Annotated in this window: 19 protein-coding genes and 1 pseudogene; 4 read left to right on the plus strand and 16 right to left on the minus strand. The window is 42.7% G+C overall.

Going from position 1 to position 18,704, the window contains the following annotated elements:
* Positions 1 to 20 precede the first annotated feature (20 nt).
* The gene (locus DWX76_RS11555; RefSeq protein ID WP_182429780.1) at positions 21 to 533 is read left to right on the plus strand and encodes a hypothetical protein; all 513 of its coding nucleotides are present in this window, start codon (positions 21 to 23) and stop codon (positions 531 to 533) included.
* 114 nt (positions 534 to 647) lie between these two features.
* On the opposite strand, the gene DWX76_RS14020 is transcribed toward DWX76_RS11555, so the two are convergent.
* A complete protein-coding gene (locus DWX76_RS14020; protein ID WP_182429781.1) occupies positions 648 to 794 on the minus strand; it encodes a hypothetical protein in 147 nt (48 codons plus the stop codon).
* Here DWX76_RS14020 and DWX76_RS11560 point away from each other — a divergent pair.
* Complete coding sequence (locus DWX76_RS11560) at positions 793 to 1,104, plus strand: hypothetical protein (RefSeq protein ID WP_118570725.1); 312 nt, start codon at positions 793 to 795, stop codon at positions 1,102 to 1,104. The genes DWX76_RS14020 and DWX76_RS11560 overlap by 2 nt on opposite strands.
* The gene (locus DWX76_RS11565; RefSeq protein ID WP_118570726.1) at positions 1,101 to 1,352 is read left to right on the plus strand and encodes a hypothetical protein; all 252 of its coding nucleotides are present in this window, start codon (positions 1,101 to 1,103) and stop codon (positions 1,350 to 1,352) included. The genes DWX76_RS11560 and DWX76_RS11565 overlap by 4 nt, the downstream gene beginning before the upstream one ends.
* On the opposite strand, the gene DWX76_RS11570 is transcribed toward DWX76_RS11565, so the two are convergent.
* The 15 genes and pseudogenes from DWX76_RS11570 to DWX76_RS11625 all read right to left on the minus strand — a co-directional run bounded on the left by DWX76_RS11570 (position 1,318) and on the right by DWX76_RS11625 (position 17,620).
* Positions 1,318 to 1,962: a hypothetical protein gene (locus DWX76_RS11570; protein WP_118570727.1), complete on the minus strand. Its 645-nt coding sequence runs from the start codon at positions 1,960 to 1,962 to the stop codon at positions 1,318 to 1,320. The genes DWX76_RS11565 and DWX76_RS11570 overlap by 35 nt on opposite strands.
* Positions 1,963 to 2,144: 182 nt before the next feature.
* Positions 2,145 to 2,339 (minus strand): hypothetical protein, encoded by a 195-nt coding sequence (locus DWX76_RS11575; RefSeq protein WP_118570728.1) that lies wholly within the window; start codon positions 2,337 to 2,339, stop codon positions 2,145 to 2,147.
* A 24-nt stretch (positions 2,340 to 2,363) separates the two neighbouring features.
* On the minus strand, positions 2,364 to 2,984 hold the full coding sequence (locus DWX76_RS11580) for a hypothetical protein (protein ID WP_118570729.1): 621 nt from the start codon (positions 2,982 to 2,984) through the stop codon (positions 2,364 to 2,366).
* Positions 2,985 to 3,003: 19 nt separating this feature from the next.
* Positions 3,004 to 3,549: a hypothetical protein gene (locus DWX76_RS11585; RefSeq protein WP_118570730.1), complete on the minus strand. Its 546-nt coding sequence runs from the start codon at positions 3,547 to 3,549 to the stop codon at positions 3,004 to 3,006.
* Positions 3,549 to 5,627 carry an AAA family ATPase gene (locus tag DWX76_RS11590; RefSeq protein WP_118570731.1) on the minus strand — a complete coding sequence of 693 codons (2,079 nt, stop codon included), beginning with the start codon at positions 5,625 to 5,627 and terminating at the stop codon, positions 3,549 to 3,551. The genes DWX76_RS11585 and DWX76_RS11590 overlap by 1 nt, the downstream gene beginning before the upstream one ends.
* Positions 5,624 to 5,788, minus strand: coding sequence for a hypothetical protein (locus DWX76_RS14025; RefSeq protein ID WP_182429782.1), 165 nt, complete (start codon positions 5,786 to 5,788; stop codon positions 5,624 to 5,626). Before DWX76_RS14025 ends, DWX76_RS11590 begins: the two co-directional genes overlap by 4 nt.
* A complete protein-coding gene (locus DWX76_RS14570; protein WP_243022562.1) occupies positions 5,781 to 7,106 on the minus strand; it encodes a DEAD/DEAH box helicase family protein in 1,326 nt (441 codons plus the stop codon). The genes DWX76_RS14025 and DWX76_RS14570 overlap by 8 nt, the downstream gene beginning before the upstream one ends.
* A complete protein-coding gene (locus tag DWX76_RS14575) occupies positions 7,058 to 7,936 on the minus strand; it encodes a phospholipase D-like domain-containing protein (protein ID WP_243022563.1) in 879 nt (292 codons plus the stop codon). Before DWX76_RS14575 ends, DWX76_RS14570 begins: the two co-directional genes overlap by 49 nt.
* A gap of 16 nt (positions 7,937 to 7,952) precedes the next feature.
* A complete protein-coding gene (locus tag DWX76_RS11600) occupies positions 7,953 to 10,130 on the minus strand; it encodes a DUF262 domain-containing protein (RefSeq protein WP_118570732.1) in 2,178 nt (725 codons plus the stop codon).
* Between the two features lie 13 nt (positions 10,131 to 10,143).
* Complete coding sequence (locus DWX76_RS11605) at positions 10,144 to 11,268, minus strand: aminotransferase class V-fold PLP-dependent enzyme (protein WP_118570733.1); 1,125 nt, start codon at positions 11,266 to 11,268, stop codon at positions 10,144 to 10,146.
* A 5-nt stretch (positions 11,269 to 11,273) separates the two neighbouring features.
* Positions 11,274 to 14,783, minus strand: coding sequence for a hypothetical protein (locus tag DWX76_RS11610; RefSeq protein WP_118570734.1), 3,510 nt, complete (start codon positions 14,781 to 14,783; stop codon positions 11,274 to 11,276).
* Positions 14,780 to 15,664, minus strand: coding sequence for a DUF4007 family protein (locus tag DWX76_RS11615; protein WP_118570735.1), 885 nt, complete (start codon positions 15,662 to 15,664; stop codon positions 14,780 to 14,782). Before DWX76_RS11615 ends, DWX76_RS11610 begins: the two co-directional genes overlap by 4 nt.
* Positions 15,665 to 15,683: 19 nt before the next feature.
* Positions 15,684 to 17,057: a phosphoadenosine phosphosulfate reductase family protein gene (locus DWX76_RS11620; protein ID WP_243022564.1), complete on the minus strand. Its 1,374-nt coding sequence runs from the start codon at positions 17,055 to 17,057 to the stop codon at positions 15,684 to 15,686.
* Entirely contained in the window at positions 17,026 to 17,394 is a 369-nt protein-coding gene (locus DWX76_RS14580; protein WP_243022565.1) for a hypothetical protein, read from the minus strand. The genes DWX76_RS11620 and DWX76_RS14580 overlap by 32 nt, the downstream gene beginning before the upstream one ends.
* Positions 17,391 to 17,620: pseudogene (locus DWX76_RS11625) on the minus strand (helix-turn-helix domain-containing protein). The gene DWX76_RS14580 and the pseudogene DWX76_RS11625 overlap by 4 nt, the downstream one beginning before the upstream one ends.
* Before the next feature lie 393 nt (positions 17,621 to 18,013).
* Between DWX76_RS11625 and DWX76_RS11635 the strand changes: the two are divergent.
* Positions 18,014 to 18,704 (plus strand): ParB N-terminal domain-containing protein (locus DWX76_RS11635; protein ID WP_182429783.1); only part of this gene is annotated, 691 nt, incomplete at its 3' end.

The following is an 18,704-nucleotide window of genomic DNA, read 5'->3' on the forward strand; positions in this document are numbered from 1 at the left end:
GAAGGAGGCGAACACACATCATGAAAATGACTTCGGCTTATGCCAATAAACTGCTCAAAAATCTGGCGGACGAGAAATCCTACTGGGAAGCCAAGGAAGCTGCATCCCGCACTTACGTTGCCGCCGTTGGTGAGGAACCGGTTATCCCGGATTATGACTACTCCACTGTTTCTGCGACATTGAAAGAGATCGACCGTAAAACCGTCATCATCAAACACGCTCTGAATCTGACCAACGCCACCGCAAAGATCCCGGTCGGAGACACGGAAATGAGCGTTGACAGCATCCTGGTAAGAATGGCACAGCTCAACTCCCGCAAAGCGACCCTGGATGCCATGCGGAAATGTCTTCCGAAAATGAGGGAATCTTCTCACGCATTCAGCTCCAGAAATGCCGTTCCGGAATATCGCTACACCAATTATGATCCGGAACTGGTAAAACAGGATTATGAACGCATTTCCGGCGAGATCATGAAAATGCAGATTGCCCTTGACCGGTACAATCAGACGTTCCTGTTCGAAGCGGACATTTAAAGATATTTTCCGTACAGGGTCTTTAAAAATGCAGATGGGATTGTTAACGTTCAGTGATATGGATCATTTTGTTATTTTTTATCCGTTGTTTCTTTCGGTTCATGGTACGCTAATTCAGCGAATATCAATGGTAAATAATCCCCCTGTAGAAAACCCGTGAGCGATCACACCGGTGCCGGGTACGGTTTCAGGCACCACGCTGCGGAATGCAAATTTCGCAGCCTTTTCCTTATAGACAGCTATCACAAAGGAGGATTCCATGAAAAACTTCCAGAGACTCGACGGTCTGTCCATCCTGTCCGTCCAATATATGTATATTGATCATAAAGACTACCTTGCGGATTCCCTGCTCGCACAGAACCATGTTTCCGTTCGGTTCGGAAACGAATTTTCACGGGACGATTCCCCGTACCGCATCATTCTCTGCAAAGTCAGAAAGAAAGACACGGCGGAATTTGAGAAATCCATGGAATTGCTGTGCAACAAGATGTTGCTTTTCGGACACAACGATTACACGGAATTCTGCAACAGCATCATGGAAACACTGGAGCAGAATCGAGGTGCTGCATGAAGAAATCATTTGTCCCGATCAGCAAACAGAGTAAGAAAGCACAAAAAGCATACCATTCCTTACAGCGTTCCACCTGGGGCATCCTGAACCCGGCAACGCGGACCATGCCAAACGGCAGGGCATACAACCGGAAAAAGCAGAAAGCAAACGACAGAAGCGGCAGAGAATCATCCTTCGACTCCCCGCCGCTTTCTTTTTGCCCGTCCATGCCTATCAATCCCACAGGTTCCGGAAATATTTCATCATAAGCCCCATTCCCTGCTTCAGACACCGGTCCCGGTACTCACGCAATTCATTCTCAGCCGCCAGCCACTTTTCAGAGATCTCCGCATATTCCGGCACATCGCTCATCATATACAGACGATGTGTATGCTCCTGATTTTCTCTCGCAATCTCCTCTTCCGTCTTTAGTTTTTCTCCGAACATGCCGTATTTTGCTGTAAATTCTTCCTGTGCCAGGTCATGTTCCTTCTCATACGGATTCTTCTTTCTGCACATATCCTCATTCGCTTCCCGGAACAAAAATTCCATTCTTCCCAGAATACGGTCCCATTTCCGGATGTTTTCTTCCTCCGGTCCCTCAAAGGAACCTGGGTAACCATGGCCGTTGACACGAAGGTCATGAATCATGTTCGGAACAACCGTAAGGAACCATTGGTCAATCGACCAGGTGTCACGGTAACAGTATCCATAACGCAGTCTCTGGTAAATGCAGATGATATCTTCTTTCCATATGGAAATCCTTTCCCATAATGATTCTCTCTTCCGGTGTGACAGGAAAACGGAACATGCTTCCTTCCGTCTCTTTCTGTTTTCTTTCGGACTCATTCGCTTTGCAATTCGTTTTGCAGTATCCATGAACAGTTTCTCCTTTCCCGTAGCGTACCTGATACGACAGTTATAGCACGGCATAGGAAAGACTGCATTGAACCAATGGTTTAATTTTCGGCAGGAAAAGAAAAAGTGCAAGCTGCGTGCCTGCACTTTCCTATTTTTCTTCTACCATTCTGATGAATCAACAGCCCCAACTTCCGGCTTTTTCATTCCTGTAAATCCTGAATATAAGACATCAGATCATCATACTGTGAAGATGACATTTCGCCGTCATCGTATAATTCCTGTATATGAGCAGACAGTTCATCAATGTCATACTCTTCCATTTCTCCATTCACAATATCAACAATCTGGTCTTTCAGTTCTTTGTATTCCCTGCAATAGATATGACTGTCGTACATACATGCCTCCTTCTGTTAACTGTGTCATTTGGATTTTTCATTCAGATATTTTGCATCCATAGTTGCTTTAACCCATGTTTTGTGTAGCTTTTTCGCAACATAGTATTGGAGAAAATTATCCTTCAGTTTGTATCGCCCATTTTTTATTTTCACCAGTACCGGCTTGTCCAATTTCTTATGCTCTTCATAATACTTCATAAGTTTTTCCAGTTCATAAGGATCCGGCTTCCACTGCTTATAGTTCTCAGTAACAACAATTTCTTTAAACCGAATACTCTCTATTCCAGAAAATCGTTCGCAAGACTGTTGCGTTGTTTCTTCTGGCTGCTTGGTATTTTCCTGTGGTTGCAATTCGTGCTTAATCTCAGCTTTGCCTTGAAATAAAGTTTCCTGCATTTGGTCCGCACGTTCTTCTTCTATACTCCGGGTTTTTAGGTACACTTCTTCTGCCATGCTTTCAGATTCCGCGTAATACTTGCAATGGGAAGAACCGGGACATTTCCGCAAGAAACATCCCATTTTTCCCTGATGGCATACGCCTTCCGCATAATAAATGCATCGGGCTTTGTGGCGCCTTGGATCATCTTCCTCTTTCTTTACAAAACCGACATGCCATGGTGTATCGGGCAATCGTTTCTCATCCATATATGCCTCCGGATATTGTTTAGATTACCTCATTATTAATCGGGTTCTTGATAAATTCCATGATATTAGATACCCTTGCATCTTCGAATTCATCATCCAAGCCAACTGGGCGGGTGACAAGAACTTCATACAGATATTCAAGACCGCCGCGGGCGTAGGAATGGAACAGTTCCATGTTTTCTGTATACATTTTTTCTGACTTCGGGTTTGTATCAAATGCCATTCTTGCTTTTTCGGCTGGATCCAAACCTCGGCTGTCATCCAGAAGCAGAATCACCTGCATGATCGTGTAGAATCTCGTATAATTACTTGCTACTTGATCCAGCTGAATGGTTCTCTTATCTGAGGACATCTTATCGTCTGCGAGACGTCTGTTTTTACGAAAGCCAATGATGACCGCTACAGCATATAAATCCAACAGTTTGGAGAATTTTGATTTATCCTCAATCTTATTCTGAACCCACATAGCATCTGCATAACGTGCAAAACGACCATTTAATACAATCGGATCTGTTTTAAAGTAATCATAAGTCTTTTCATTTGAAGTTTTCGTTTTTCCGGTCATTATAATTCACCTCCCGCATTCGGAACGATCGTGGAATTATTGGCTGCTGCTTCTTTCGAAACCCTGTAACAGTATTCCGGTAATGCACGTTCCTTTAAGCCGGAAGCTTCCCAATCTTTATCCAGCATAAAAATAATAACCTGCTCTGCAAATTCCGGAAGTTTCTTCGCGATCAGACCAATGTTTTCGTTACTCAGGTTAGAAAACGGAGCATCAAGCACTAACGGAAGTCTGACGGCACCACTGTTCTTTTCCTTCTCAGAGAGCCGTCTGCGGTTTGCCAGCTCCAGGATGCTGACAATGTAAGTAAAGTTTACAGCGATCATCTCACCGACGGAAAGATTTTTCTCTTCGATGTCAGAAAGTCCACTCATGGAGCGATAATACATATGTATTTTATAATCCTTTTCCAAGCAGGCGTATTTTTCCTTGCTGTTAAACATACGTTCAAAGTTCTCTGCAATGATTTCGTTCAATTCTCTTAAGGTCGGTTTTTCCGCTCTATCAACATCTTGCGCTGCTCTGAAATAGACGGCCTTGGCATATTCTATCGCAAGATAATACGGTTTGTTCTGAGCATCCTGTTTTTCCAATAATTCCAGTTGTTTCCGAAAACTATCAATGTTCTGCCGATAGGAATTAATTTTACCAGCAGCCTCTCCTTTTTTCGTCTGAGCATTTGCCAGATTGTTCTTAGCTCGCTTATACTGTTTCCGTACTTCTTCCAGATTCCGCGTACGATCAATACGACGTTCCAGATCATTATACTCATCAGTATCTTTATCAATCTCTGTCTGATATGATTCAAACTCTTCTGCTTTTTCATGAAGCGATGAAATCAAATCGGAAGAACTTTGCTGCCATTCACTCAAACGTGCTCGCAAATTTTTTGCAGGACCGCCAATCTTATTTGGGTATACTTCCTCGCGCAATTTAAGCAGTGCCTGATAGTGTGGATGATCCGGAAGCAGCTTTTCGCCGCAAAGGCATGTGCCTGTCTCTAAAAGCCAATCAATCGTATCGGATGTAACACCCGGAATATCCTTTCCTTCCAGATCTACCTGACTCAAAACTTTTTCTACACTCGGAAGCAGTTCAGAAACCAACAGTTTATCTGCGGTACTGAATTCTTTGATGAAACTGGAAAAATACCCATTTCTATGCCGAGTATTGACTTCAATTCGGTCTTTTAGATTTTTTAAACGCTGCTGTTCTTTTTCAGCAGACGGATTGCTTTCTAAAATTTTTTCGTATTCTTCAATATCCTTTTGAGCCACGACCATATCCTGTTCGCATTGACTAATAACATTTTCTTCATTTTGAATGGAACGCTCTAACTGTTCAATACGGTTCTGATACGTTTGTGATTCCGAAGAGGTTGGCTTAATCTTTTTGTTCAATTTCTGTATTACGGAAGATTTATAGTCACCGTTTCCGTCCTTCAAATGCTCTTTTAATTTCAAAATGGAAGTAATGCCAAGAATTGTGTTGATGGATTTTTTGATATCTTCCGTTTTGTTATTTTTATCATTCCAACGCTCACCATCGAAGAAAAAGTAATTAGATAACTTCTCTGGGAAAAATTCATTGATTTTAGACTGAACATATCCACTGCGGTAATCGTTGATTTTATCGTCAATGATGCCTTTTTCTGTCGGCACACCGTTCTTACTGATCAGCATGGTCAGCTTTGCATCTGCCACCGGTACGACATCATGGCTGTAAGGGTTGGTCGGCGGACGTTTAAACGACTGTCTTCTGACGAACTTATATTCAAATTCATTCGCATCAACTTTATCAGACATCGTAATTTCAACCAAAACTTCTCCCGTTCCCTGATTTCCCATTTCTGCAATGACTTCTTTATTGGGCAGCACGGCTTTTTCCTTTGATTCATAATTTGTTGAGATGATTTCGCCATAAAGTCCCCAGCGGAATGCCTGGGCAATCGTTGTTTTTCCAACCGTGTTGTTTCCAAGAATCGCTGTGACATTCATTTTATCATCGGTTGAAAAACGAATCGTATTTTTGCCTTTATATCTCATGAAATTAACAAGCGTAATTTCTTTAAATTTCAAATTTCGTTCACCTCTTCCTTCGCCTTTTTGACCAGATGATTTACAATACGATCAACCATCTGTTTATCATCGAATTCACCGGTATGGTCATTCTGCCACTCAGCTTTTCTTAAAGTCTGGTACAAACTTTCCACTTTTTTCAAATCAACTGACTCACTCATCGTATTCCTCCTCCATCTTCTGCATTTCTTCTTCAATATCCAGATAAACATCATAGGCCCGCATGATCTCATTCATCATACCATCTGCCTGAGCCGGGTTATCTGACAGTTTGCCGAACTCATGGATCCTTGCCATCTCTCCTATGATAATATTTCGATCTGCCTCAAAATCAAGATGACTGGCACAAGACAACTCTCTTGGTAGAGTGACAAAATCATAGATTTCTGCATAATCTTTATTCGGGCTCCTTCTAAGGAGCCGCCCTCGTCTCTGGATGAATTCTCTCGGATTTCTGGTACTTGCCATGATAAATGCAGTGCGGATTGATGGAATGTTGACACCTTCATCCAAACATTTAATGGCTGTTACTACTTGAAGTAGCCCATCCTGAAACAGACTTTTAATTTCCTGTCGTTCTCTCAAATCTTCTTCTGCGGTAAATCGTCTGGCTGTCATACGTAGCTCATTGCGTATCTTTGTTGTTACCCCATCAATCTGACGTTCAATATCGCCTGTTTCTTCATCCTCCATGGATGTTGCCCCGCAATATACAAGAATGTGTCCATCGTTCTTATACTTCTGCATAAGGGAAATCAGAAGATCCGGTTTATTTCTTGCTCCGGCCAGTACACGAGAACGCTTGAAAAGAAGTAATTCTCCCTCTTTTGAGATTTTGAGCTTTCCGTTTTCTTCAATCACAAACTTTTTCAGTTTTTCTGTCAGAGACTGGTATTCACGCAGCTCGTCCGATTCCAAATAAACCGGTACAGGGAAATATCGGTACTTCGTCAAGGCTCCATCCTTGATTGCCTGCTCCACATCGTACTCGATGCATTTTTCTCCGAAATAATCAAGAAGCATCTGTGTTCCTTTTTTATCACGGTACCGTTCGATTGTAGCCGACAATGCAATCCGGTTATTGATGTTTTCCGGCAGACAGGCAGATAGACTTTTTGCTCCGAAATTGTGAGCTTCATCGATAATAAGCAAAACATTCTGCTCTTTCTTTAGACGCGTTACAATCTGTTGGATCGCTTCTCCCGAAAATGTATCATTGGTTGTGATGCAGACAAACGGTTCTCCATAATTACGAAATCGTTTATAGGACCGTACCAGATCTTCTTTCCAATGTCGGTTTTTGGATTGTGAATGTGCAATGATCGGAGAAGGCCCCCAGTTGATCTCGTCCTCTTCCCACTGTCCGACTAAGTGAATCTGCGGACAAACAATAAATACAGCAAGTTGTTCTTGCTTCTGTCTTGCCAGTGCTACCATACAAGCGAGGGCCGTGTAGGATTTTCCTGAACCCGTACACATGGCAAAGATTCCACGGCATTCAGCTCCATCCAGTTTGATACAGCTTCTTTCTGAACGTCCCGTAAGGAAACATCTTCCGGAATCTGGAACAATTCCCGCGGCTTTACAAATTCATCTTCGCAGAACTGCTTTTCGTCCGTCTGATAATCTACACAATCCCGCCTGAACTTGGAAAGTTTTTCGATGATTACGCTTGGAAACGGAACGACCCTTATTTTTTCTGTTTCATTTTCCCACATACGGTCAAAATCGCTTTCGCTGATATCAACATAATTCCGGTTCGTTTCATCCCGCCAGTCGCAGAAAACATACAATGACTCGAAATTATCGCAATATGCATTCGCAGAAGCGTTTGCGGAGCCTGTATAGGAAATCCGGTTCCCCTCTTCATCTTTGAAAACGGCAATCTTCTCATGATAAATATTGCGGTATGTATCGTTTTCCATAAATGCAAGTTTGATTTCCAAGGTTCCATTCGCAATTAATGTCGCAACCAAGTTCAGACGTTCTTCTTCAAATGCATCCACTGGATCTGTCAGACTGACATCCAATGCCTCGATCATGGCTGCTTCCCGCGTCTTATATCCAAAGCGGATTGCGTCAATATCATCTTCCTCCAGCTTCGGAGAACAAATCAGCTGAATTCTTCCTCCGTTCTTGGCAAAATCAAACAGTCCATAGGATAACTCAATCAAGGCAGAGGTCGAAAAATATCCAACCGCCCTTTTATAGATTCTGCTTTTTCGAAGAACCGGAATCAGAAAATCTCTTGGAAAATTATTGCTGTCAGAACGATATCTTAAAGCAATCGGCAATTCAGTAAACCCCATACAGACACCGCCCTTCTTATTTCCAGTTCATCAATTTATTGTTGATTGTAGTTTGCACATTTCCGTTCAGCATGTCAAAGCGATTTTCCAGTATGCTATGAATTTTATCACTTGTACTTGCTGAATCTTCGGAAACATAGCTTGTGATGTTTAATGCAGACTTTGCTCCTGGAGTGATTTTTTTAGCATAAATATCCAGAGCATCATCAGAAATTGCTTTGTTGGCTTCCTTAGTAATCAAAACAAAATTTAACGGTGAATTACAAATATGCTTCGGATCTTTTCTAATATTTGCCGTTACTTCTCCAACTTTTTTTGCGGTGCCAAGTGGAATTACATGATGTGCTTCCAAGTTTGCAGCATCTGGACTAAAGACACTGACTGTTTTATTAGAATCAAACATATCCGGATATGTCTGAGCCAGCATATACTGACACACGAAAGATATCATGACACGTTTCGGATAACGGTCTTCTGACACCTTGTCCATCAAAAGAAGGGATTTTTCCGAGAAATTTGTCATGGAAAATACATTCTTCTTAATCGACTCGATCCAGTCTGTCTTCAACTGTTTCTTGACGGTTTTCAGCATATTTTTCAGGTTGTTAATAAATGTGGTATTCTGATCCTTATCATATTCTCCCGAGAATAAAACGGACCAATACCAGCCTTCTAACAGGTCATGTACATCACGGTCATAAAAGTAAGTATCCTCCAGAAATACCACTGCAATCAAAACAACCACCAGTGCGTAGTTGACTTCCTGAAGTGTTCGGATGCCACATCTGGTCTGCAGGAAAAACATGGATCGGTCAATTGCCGTAATCGTCTTTTCACAGTTCTGATCAATCTGTTCTGGTTTCAGATTGAGGATAAATCCCTTTTTGATATGATCCAGTTTGATCGTATCTGGGTTTAAATCCGGAACATAGGAATAAATGCTAAGTACATCCAAAAAAATGTCCACATACTTCGAGTTCAAGTCGTTGTTAGATGCATTGTAACAGCCAGTATTTTCTGTTGCATTATAAGTGTGGTTCTGGATCTTACTGGAAAGGATCACACGCATTTTATCTGGAAGGACCTTCTCAGGGTAGTTCTTTTGGCTCATCATCAGCTTATGCATACGGCTGGAGAAATTCTCCTTATTGACCTTTGCAACTCTCGCCATAATCAAGTCAAATGTGTTTAAGCAGACACCTCCACGGTTCAAGTTCTCATAGATGTCAATTGCCCGTGCTCGCTGCGATGCTTCGACTACAATCTGGCTTAAAAAAATGGAATTGATGCAGGAAGATAAATACTCCTTAATCTGAGAGGTCCAAATTTTGCTTCTTGCGTCTACTTCGTCATCAAATGCCTGTGTTTTGTCTAATTGGCTATAAATATTATCAGCGTCATCAGCAAAAATATATTTTGTAAACTCATCTTTTTCTGAAGTTGTTGCGTAATCTCTATATGCTGCCTTAATTTCTGAAGCGATTGCTTTTGCAACTTTTTCGATGATATCTCCAAAACGAAGTACAATGGAACTTTTATTTTTTCCGATTGGTGTTGCCATCAAAAACATTGGAATCAGGTAACCATCTCGGAACGAAGTACAATATTCGTCTAATAATGGGGTAAGCTTTTCTGCCGGATTATACGGTTTCTTATCATTCGCATTAAATGACTCTACATGAATATATTTTAATATCTGCGATGTCAAAAATGGCGGAAGATCTGTATTGGGATTTTCAATCGGGAATTCCAGATTTCCGATGCCAAACCAGTCTTCTTCTTTATCCGGACGGTCTTTCCATTTTGGAAGTTTTAAAAAGAATCTCCGTTTCAATGCCATAGGTGCGATCAGTTCACTGACTTTCGGGCAGTTGTCATGGATAATATTAGAAAAAACATTGGTAAGCACTGTCAATCTCTGCTGACCATCCAGGAGAAATTCCACCTCGCCATTGATCTGTGTCGTTGCAACTTGTTTCTTTGAGCATCCGATTACTTTGGCTGCATAATCATCCGGATCCGATTCCAGCAAAAGAATACTGCCAACTGGCATCTTACAAAGAACAGAGGCAACCAGTTGTTTCTGCTGGTCTTCATCCTTCCATACAAACTCTCTCTGAAAATCCGGGAGTAAAATCTGATTTTTTTCAATTTTGTTTATAATTTCAACTAAATTTGATTTCTGCTCCGACATATATTTTCCTCCTCTACAGACTTTCAATTGCATCTAACAACACATCCAAGTCCTCTTTTGTGTTGAATGGGCCGATGCCGACCCGTATGGTCCCGCCGTATGCGGTATCTTTCAAATACTCGTGAATATATGGAGCACAGTGATAGCCCGTGCGTACTGCAATATCAAATTCATCATCCAATATGCGACCGACATCACCGGAATCGTAGCCTTCTATAACAAAGGACACAATTCCGAGCTGTTCCTTCATGTCAAATACAGTTACCATCGGATTTTTGGAAAGCTGATTCACCAGATAATCCGTCAGTTGCTTTATGCGTTCCATGTGCTGGTTATCTTTTAGCCATTCCAGTGCCGCATGAAGCCCGGCAATTGCAACAATATTTTCACTGCCAGCTTCATATCTGCCAGGTGCGGATTCCGGCATCGATAAATTCAAGGAATCGCTTCCAGTTCCACCTGTCAGGATACACTTTAATGATACATCTTTTGACAGAATAAATCCACCTACACCAAAGGGTCCGCACAGGGTTTTGTGGCCTGCAAAGCCGATAGTATCCGCATTCATGTCATCAAAGTTTAAATCAATCAGGCCGACCGCCTGCGCTGCATCCGCAATCGTAATGGCATGATACTGTTTTGCCAGCCCAAAAAGTTCTTTTACGGGAAGTTTATAGCCGGTAACATTGCTGATTACCGTTGAAATCACGATGTCCGGGTTCTTTTCATGGAAAAGATATTCCGTTTTCTTTAAATCAATCTCAAAGTGCATTCCCAACGGAAGAACCGACACCGTGCATCCCGTCCTTTGTCTAATGGCTTCCATGGTGCGGGCAACTGCATTATGTTCATACGGAGTCATATACACCACAGTGTCTGATGTGATATCGAGTCCATTCAAAACCTGATTGAATGCCTGCGTTACCGATGGTGTCAGTACAACATCCGCTTTTCCCGTGCAATGCATGAGTTCCGTAAGCATCTTTTTTGTATCAAAAATAATCCCGGATGCCTCGCGGGCGGCTTTGTAGCCGCCACGTCCGGCGTTCACGGAAAGTGTTCTGTTTACGCGATCCATTTCCTGATAGACCGTTTCCGGCCGCGGAAAGGAGGTCGCAGCATTATCAAGATAAATCATACCATTCACCCCATTAGTTTTTTTACGAGATTCATCAGGATGCCGATCTTTTCACTGTTATCGAGAGCCCCGTATTCATCCATCATATCATCCAGTGCGCTTTGGAAGAAAACTCCGGAAGGTGACAATTCGTTCGGGTCAAAATTATAAAAATATTCCTTTGCTCCGCTTTCTCCCGGAAGCGTAATTTTTTTGCTTTGCGGTGTATCCGCTGCTTCTTCTTTTTTCTTGAGATCTGCTACCAATGTTTTTAAGGTGGATTCAAATTCGTCTTTCGTCTTATCATTCCAGTCCTCAATAAAGAAATTGGTCGCTGTTTTGGCAAGCTTCTCAATCAGATCCATGGATTTCCCGCTTATAACGTCACGGATACAATTAAAAAGGCTCTGTGATGTTGCCGGCAAAATACTATTCTTTGCTTTTTCCGGGATGTTTTCATACCATACTTTTAAGCCTTGCTGAAGATTATCATTATGCTGTAAGCCAAGTGACTTCTTGATCGCGGCGGCCACATCCTTTTTTAATCTCTCCGTATGTACATCGATGTCTTTCTTTGCTTTTTGTACTTCTTTTAATGTATCTGATAAAGAATCTGTTTCGAATATCCGTGGAATCTGCTCAAAAATCAGCTCTCTTGGGTTCGGTTCCCCGGTCAATGCTTTACGGAATAGTTTCAATTTTCTCATATCCTGTCTTGGGTAGTCTCCTACCTGGAAGGTGGTTGCTGTCTGCGGCAGTGAACGATACCACGCCTGGATAAAACATTTCAATCTTGCAAGGCGGTTCATGTTCTCGATCTCTTTGCAGTAATCGCCATAATCCGAAAACAGTTTTTCCAATCCCTCGATGTACTCCAATTTTTCAACTGTTTCCGCTTCTACATACAGATAGTGGTTATCCGGTGCTGCAACCGCATCCACAATCAGTTTCGGACTTAATGCAATCTCGGTTTTGTCATGGTAAATAACCGGCATGTCTTCTAACTGCATCAGCTGCTCTGCAATATAAATCGGGAGCACGCCGCGTCTCATTCCATAAGGAGCGCTTGTCAGCTTATTGACTAGGGTTGCAAAGGCAACTTTTTGTCCCTTGCTGTCGTGGATAAACTCTACAATTTCGTTTCTGGCTGATGCCAGGTTGCTGTCATTTTTTGTGGACTCTATGCAGGAACGATAAATGGTTGCTTCCGCACTTGTACCGGAGCTGTACTGCTCAAACATCCTTGAATGGAAAATATCATCCAGAATAATATTCCTTGCTTTGGAATACTGTGCAGTAACACTGTGGCGGTTGATCGATTCATGGTTGATCAGCGGCGTCCTGTTATAAACACGTTCCGCAACATCACTGATCACACGGTTTAAAGGCTTTTCCTTCATCTTTTCGATCCCGTCTCTTGTATAGAGCGTGGAAATCTGATCCATGGCATCTGCAATCGCCTGGTTTAAATCATTTAACAGGTTTTTCTTCCAGTTTTCCAGTTCGATGCCAGCTGCCTCATTCTCCTGCAAAAATGTTTTATCAAGTAATAATTTTTGCACAGCCAGAAGATTCTGAGCCTTCGATTTTACGTGCGGCATCTGTTCAATAATTGCTGCCATAACGGAACGGTCATTCAACTCTTCCAGGTGTTTTCTGATATTCTCCGGCTTTTCCTTATGCTGATTCAAAACAAGGAATAAATATCCGTCCGGGTGATTTTCTTTTGGCAGATAATCCATGGAAGATAATGCCATAAAGGAATCAGAATTTATGATATGCACCTGAAAATAACGGGTCATACAGTGGTCCTGATTATATTTCTTCGGCAAAATGTACTTATTCTTATTTACCCGGTTCAACACATCCGGCACATTGATCTTTGTAAACTGCTTTTTGATATCATCCGAAACAAGTTCCTGCAGGTTGGCACTGACGCTGTCATGGAAACTGTAAGTCTTTGCTTCTTTATTAAAGGCAATCAGTTTTTGCTTTATTAAGGCATCAATGGCATTTTCAATCGCTTCTTTTCCTAAACCGGTTGCCAGGTACAGATATTCCTCATTTACCGGGATATCATCAGATAAATCAACCATACGAATCACTGCCATGGTTTTCAGGATCTTTTTCGCATCCGCATCTTCCGCTTTCTCAATTGCATGTTCTGCATTGATCCATTCCCCATGTACAGCGAAGTCTTTTTCATCCGCTAAAAGCTGGGAGAAGTAATCATAAATCAGCGGTGCCCCTGCAAATGCCGTGTCCGGGCACTGCTCAACATAGGATGCCAGACTGTAGAGATCTTTACTCGTCAGGAACGTAAACAGGGTACGTTCATTCTGTGCGATTTTCTCACTCAGCTGAAGCAAAAGGCATGCCGACAATGGTGTCAACGGAAATGCTCCATTTCCTACAATGAAATCGTAACCATTTTTATCAAATAAGGAACGGAATTCCCTGATCTGATAGGAATGCTCCAGCATCTCCTGATAGGCTTTGTCGGATTTGCTCCAGTTCGCAAATTCCGATGTTTTCTGGATAGCATCCGCAATCAACTCATAGTTATTCTGGGAGGAAACAACAAATTTCTTCTCTATCAGTCGTCCCTCTACTCCCAGAAATGCATTTTTCACTTCTTTGGATAAAGCATCTCCATAAGAGCGGATTGCCTTATGAGCAACACAAGTCAAATGCAGCTGTTCTTCTTTGGAGGAATTACAAAGTTCACACAAATCCTGGAGCGTTTTCATATCCGCAGAAAATCCTTCTGCCGTATGCCCTTCGATATATTTACTGAATTCATCAAACACCACATAAATACCGTCATATCCATGCGTTGCACATAAGCGTTTGTTCACGGAGCGGTAAACGGTAAGTGCATCCTCTTCTATATCCGGATTGAACTCACTTCCCGATGTCAGTGTCGGATATACGTCTTTGAATTTTGCCAATGCTTCGTAATCGTATGCCTCAAGCCCGTTTACGACATTTTCCGGCTGATCATGGAAAGCTTTTTTGAACGCACTGTATGTATCCGGGTAATGTTTTTCCCACTGTGAAATCGTAGATAATGCCTTGGAGAAGTAATTATCCGGTACAACATCCGTGAATCCTTCCCGTTTTAACGCCTGATTCAAGCTTTTCACAAACGCCTGGGAGAGATTCCCACTGCTTGTATTTACGATAACCGGAAGCAGTTTCTTTTTGTTATAGACCTTTTCTATTTCCGCTTTCGCATCGTTATCCATCGTGCTGATCCGATTCAGCAGGAATTCCAGTTCTTCCGTATGATTACCAGACAGGATTGCAAGCAACACCAGAAGCAAATGGCTCTTTCCTTTTCCGTAAGGGCCGATCAGGATATTTGCACGTTTACCGGAAAAGGTATCCACTTCTTCCAGATACTCGGCCAGTAATTTAATGGAAGAACGAGTTGGAATATATAATTTCAGCTTACTCTCATCATTCAAATCAAGAAGCAGATTTACCGATTTTTCAAACCGGTGATCAATCCTTACTAAATCAACAAGTCTCATGAGGTAATGCCCCTTTCATAATGCTTTTCCAGAATTTTCACCTGATCCAGCTCCTTGCACTGATCCGGATAAATGATATCAAGACCCGCTGTACGGTTTACGATGATATATTTCTTTGCCTGTAAATCGTCCAGAAAATCGTTCACCATAACCCGGTTCAAATTCAGGAGCTTGCCCGGCATGTTATCGCCGTCTGTCGTATCATCAATCTGCATGCTGCCTTTTTCATTCAATTCATCAATGATCAAGAACAGAACAACCAAGGAATCCAGTTTATTCATCATAGGTCTTGATTTCACAAATTTATTTTTACCAGTCCTGGTAATGAGGCGAAGTTCTTCAAACGGACTGATGTTCTTATCTTCCGGATCATTTCCCGGATCATCCTTGCCTGAATACATGGCTAAAACTGCTGTACAGTCATCCCGAAGGGAACGTTCTGACACGGACTCTTCTCCCGTAGATTCCAGAATCAGCCTGTTTTCCATCGCGTACATTTCTTCACGTTCAAATGCCGATGTCAGCTCCATTTTATTGAAAAAGAGATTCCATGTCGTAGCCTGCTCAAAATTGCTTGCGATATTACAATGCAGGATCCAGAGTGTAAATACATCTTCGATATATGGGTCATACTTGGCGATTGCCTGTCCCAATTCAGTAAGCTGCACGCCTTTCTGAGGTACATCTTTTGTGATGCCAGCTGTCCTCATCCAATACCGGATCGCCTTTGCCATGTTAGTACCAACCCCAAGAACATCTGTACCGGAGTTCTTTGAAAAGACTCCCCTGTCTTTTTCCACTGCCTGTATTCCTTTTGTCAGCCATCCATCTCTTAAAATGAAGGATTCATGACCTTTTAATCTATACTTCCGTTTGACCATTCCATTTTCCCTCTCTTTTTCAGCGCTTGATGCACATTACTTTTCGCATGTAACATCCGCCGTCATAATGCGTGATGCAATGCCCACACCGGACACATTTATCATCTTTTATTTTGTATGAGACCAGCCCGGACCGATCCGTGATGATCTCGATCGCTCCAAATCGGCATGCGCTTTCACAGCCAAGGCATCCCATACACATCTGGTATTTCGTAATCTGATTTTTGACTTTATCCTCCACTGCCTTTAAACTGTTGCTGTGTCCGGCAGTCTTATTGAGGACGCTTACCTTTAACGTGGTCTGACCGATTTTCCCCTGCAATTTCAGCTGAAGGGTTCCGTCTTTTCCCACGACATATACTTCTCCCAGTCGCTCATTGCCAAGGGATTTGTTAATATATCCAAACGGCTTGAACAGTTCGTATAATTCCTCAGTAATCGGTCTCTGTAATTCAAAGTTCAATGTATTTTCCTGCAGAGCACATGGCTCAAAAGTCAAAACAGAGGTCTGTGCATAATCCAGCCCATTTCCTCCCTGTCTGGCTTTCCACCAACCGCCATCCACGTAAACTTCCGGATCCGGCTTTCCGATCTTCTTTGCGAAGTCAATCAGCAGTGTATGCCATTTCTCATACTGTTCCGGCATATAAATTTCCGATAAGAAACCGGACCAGGCACTGTTATTCGGACAGCACCAGCAGCCTACCCTGGTATAGCCAAGACGGTATGCGTCATTGAAATCCGTTTTGGTTGTCAAAAGATACAGCCATACATCAAAGTCCAGCCAGTCAATGATCGGAGAAACCGTCCTTTGTACTGCGATCTTCGGGCTGTCCGATTCTCGGTCGTATTTATTTCTGGAATTTGATTCACTCCTTCGGATACCGTAGAACGTAAGGATTCTCTTCTGGTTTTTAAACAATGACTGAATCTTTCTCTGGATTGCACCGGTCTTAAAAATGGTGCAGCACCATCGCATAACACGGCTAGGCGGCCCGAGCTGTTCACAAAGTTCATCAAAGTTCTTATCCTTGTTCTTGGCTGTGATCACAAGGGTCTTTGGATGCTCCGCCTTAAATCTCTTTACGTATTTCGCAGATTCTGGGAATTCCAGCGTTGTATCACCGTATAAATGCAATACCTGCTGGGTCCCCAATGCACGCAAAACAAGATCTGATACAACTGTACTGTCCTTTCCACCGCTGAAAGACACGAACATCTCAGTCAGGCTGACTCCTTCCGCCATGGTTCGGATATATTCCATTGCTTCATTGGTGATGTAGTCATAGCGGTGCCTGTTCGCGACAAGGAACTTATTGATATTTTCATTGAAAAAGTCGTATGAATTTTGCGGAGAAAGTTCATCCAGCTGTTCCCGTATTTTTTTTCGCATCCAGAAGTTTGGTCTGCTTTACGGAAAATGGAACCTTTTTCCCATTTGCATAATAAAGGTTTCCCGACGCGTTCCATACCGACGCATTTCTATATTTAAAGGGCTCTCCCAGCATGATCTCAAGTAGCAGCCGTTCTTCTGGAAATACCGGTCTTAAATCCGAACCAATCCGGTGGGCTTGCTTCCCACAGATGGGACAAATTTCATCATATAAAGGGATGTTGCAGTCATCACACCAGAAAACAGTTGTATTTTCTACCTCTGACCGGTCTCCACAAACAGGACAGGTAGATGTTTCTGTATTCAGGTTACATTTCTTACAAATATATTTAATCATTTTTCTTCTCTCTTTACGCCGTCTTCCGAATCTGTAATTTCCATAATATCTTCTACCTGACAGTTCAGGCAAAGCATATTTTTTCCAGGATGCCTGTGCTTACATTTTTGTTTTTGCCAAGCTTTGCCAGGGCATTCGTAGATATTCCGGCGGCATTACGCAAGTCCATCTTTTTCATGTTTTTATCAATAAGCAGTTTCCATAACTTGTTGTAACTGATTGCCACGTTTCCACCCTCTCCGCATATTTTGTGATTATCTGCCGTATTTTACAGTTTTGTGCGTTATGTTAATCAAGTCCATTATACAATGCGTTTGCATAAACGACAATTAGTTTTGAAGGTGGCAACAAAATTTTGCATTTTAAAAATATTGTTTGCTCTTTTCTGGTAGAATTATGGAAGATAAATTTGCATTATTGGCAAAACACTTGTCTTGCAACGGTGTACAAAGGGAACATAATAAAAAACTTAATAATGGACTGCCAATCTTACACAAAGTACCGCCCAAACGAGACTACGGGCGGTATTTTTGTATCATGGCGGAGAAAGGAGGAACTTCCCACGGGGGCTTGACTGAAAAGTTGAGCCCCTTTTTTCATGCCAAAAAACAGGAGGTAAATGCTTATGGCAGATGATAAAACCACAAAAACGCCGGAACAGCCGGTAACGGATAGCGGGCCGGGCAAGGAAACACCGCCTAATCCCCCAAAAGAGTCGGAGAAGGTTTCCGTTTCCCCGGAGCCGGAAAAAAAGACGGAACCAGAGGTAAAGACCCCACAGGTTTCTGTCTATAACTTCGCTGAAATTATGAAGGAAAAGAAAGCCGAGGAACGAGCGGCAGCTCCCGGCGTGGAAAAGCCTGACCCGGCAAAAGCGGAGAAACCGGAAAAGCAGCCGGAGGCTCCGAAAAAAGCAGAGGAAAAACCCAAAGAGCCGGAACAGCCGAAGCGCCGGGGCCGTCCCCCGAAAGCAGATAAGGACAAGGACGCAGCCTCGAAATCCAAAGCTCCCGCACAGAAAACGGAAAAGGCGGTCAAAAAGGAACCGGAGAAAAAAACGGCTCCAACGGTACAGGCCGCTCCCGCTCCGAAGGAACCCGAAAAACCGAAGGATGCTCCACGCCGGGGCAAGGAGCAGATCGTCTATATCAAGCTGAACGAACTCCACGCCTTCAAGAACCATCCCTTTGAAGTCCGGGACGATGAAGAAATGCGGGCTATGGTGTCCAGCGTTAAGGACAAGGGCGTGACCCAGCCCGCTATCGTCCGTCCCCGTGAGGATGGCGGCTATGAGATCGTGTCCGGCCACC

It is taken from the genome of Clostridium sp. AF21-20LB (assembly GCF_003478795.1).
Lineage (GTDB): Bacteria > Bacillota > Clostridia > Lachnospirales > Lachnospiraceae > Otoolea > Otoolea fessa.

Bases quoted from the DNA above. Each gene is read 5' to 3' on its own strand.
- DWX76_RS14025 (WP_182429782.1), bottom strand. From the start codon at position 5,788: ATGAGTGAGTCAGTTGATTTGAAAAAAGTGGAAAGTTTGTACCAGACT.
- DWX76_RS11565 (WP_118570726.1), top strand. From the start codon at position 1,101: ATGAAGAAATCATTTGTCCCGATCAGCAAACAGAGTAAGAAAGCACAA.
- DWX76_RS14580 (WP_243022565.1), bottom strand. From the start codon at position 17,394: ATGATTAAATATATTTGTAAGAAATGTAACCTGAATACAGAAACATCT.
- DWX76_RS11615 (WP_118570735.1), bottom strand. From the start codon at position 15,664: ATGGTCAAACGGAAGTATAGATTAAAAGGTCATGAATCCTTCATTTTA.
- DWX76_RS11560 (WP_118570725.1), top strand. From the start codon at position 793: ATGAAAAACTTCCAGAGACTCGACGGTCTGTCCATCCTGTCCGTCCAA.
- DWX76_RS11580 (WP_118570729.1), bottom strand. From the start codon at position 2,984: ATGGATGAGAAACGATTGCCCGATACACCATGGCATGTCGGTTTTGTA.
- DWX76_RS11610 (WP_118570734.1), bottom strand. From the start codon at position 14,783: ATGAGACTTGTTGATTTAGTAAGGATTGATCACCGGTTTGAAAAATCG.
- DWX76_RS11600 (WP_118570732.1), bottom strand. From the start codon at position 10,130: ATGTCGGAGCAGAAATCAAATTTAGTTGAAATTATAAACAAAATTGAA.
- DWX76_RS14570 (WP_243022562.1), bottom strand. From the start codon at position 7,106: ATGTGTACGGGTTCAGGAAAATCCTACACGGCCCTCGCTTGTATGGTA.
- DWX76_RS11585 (WP_118570730.1), bottom strand. From the start codon at position 3,549: ATGACCGGAAAAACGAAAACTTCAAATGAAAAGACTTATGATTACTTT.
- DWX76_RS11620 (WP_243022564.1), bottom strand. From the start codon at position 17,057: ATGCGAAAAAAAATACGGGAACAGCTGGATGAACTTTCTCCGCAAAAT.
- DWX76_RS14020 (WP_182429781.1), bottom strand. From the start codon at position 794: ATGGAATCCTCCTTTGTGATAGCTGTCTATAAGGAAAAGGCTGCGAAA.
- DWX76_RS11575 (WP_118570728.1), bottom strand. From the start codon at position 2,339: ATGTACGACAGTCATATCTATTGCAGGGAATACAAAGAACTGAAAGAC.
- DWX76_RS11605 (WP_118570733.1), bottom strand. From the start codon at position 11,268: ATGATTTATCTTGATAATGCTGCGACCTCCTTTCCGCGGCCGGAAACG.
- DWX76_RS11570 (WP_118570727.1), bottom strand. From the start codon at position 1,962: ATGGATACTGCAAAACGAATTGCAAAGCGAATGAGTCCGAAAGAAAAC.
- DWX76_RS11555 (WP_182429780.1), top strand. From the start codon at position 21: ATGAAAATGACTTCGGCTTATGCCAATAAACTGCTCAAAAATCTGGCG.
- DWX76_RS14575 (WP_243022563.1), bottom strand. From the start codon at position 7,936: ATGGGGTTTACTGAATTGCCGATTGCTTTAAGATATCGTTCTGACAGC.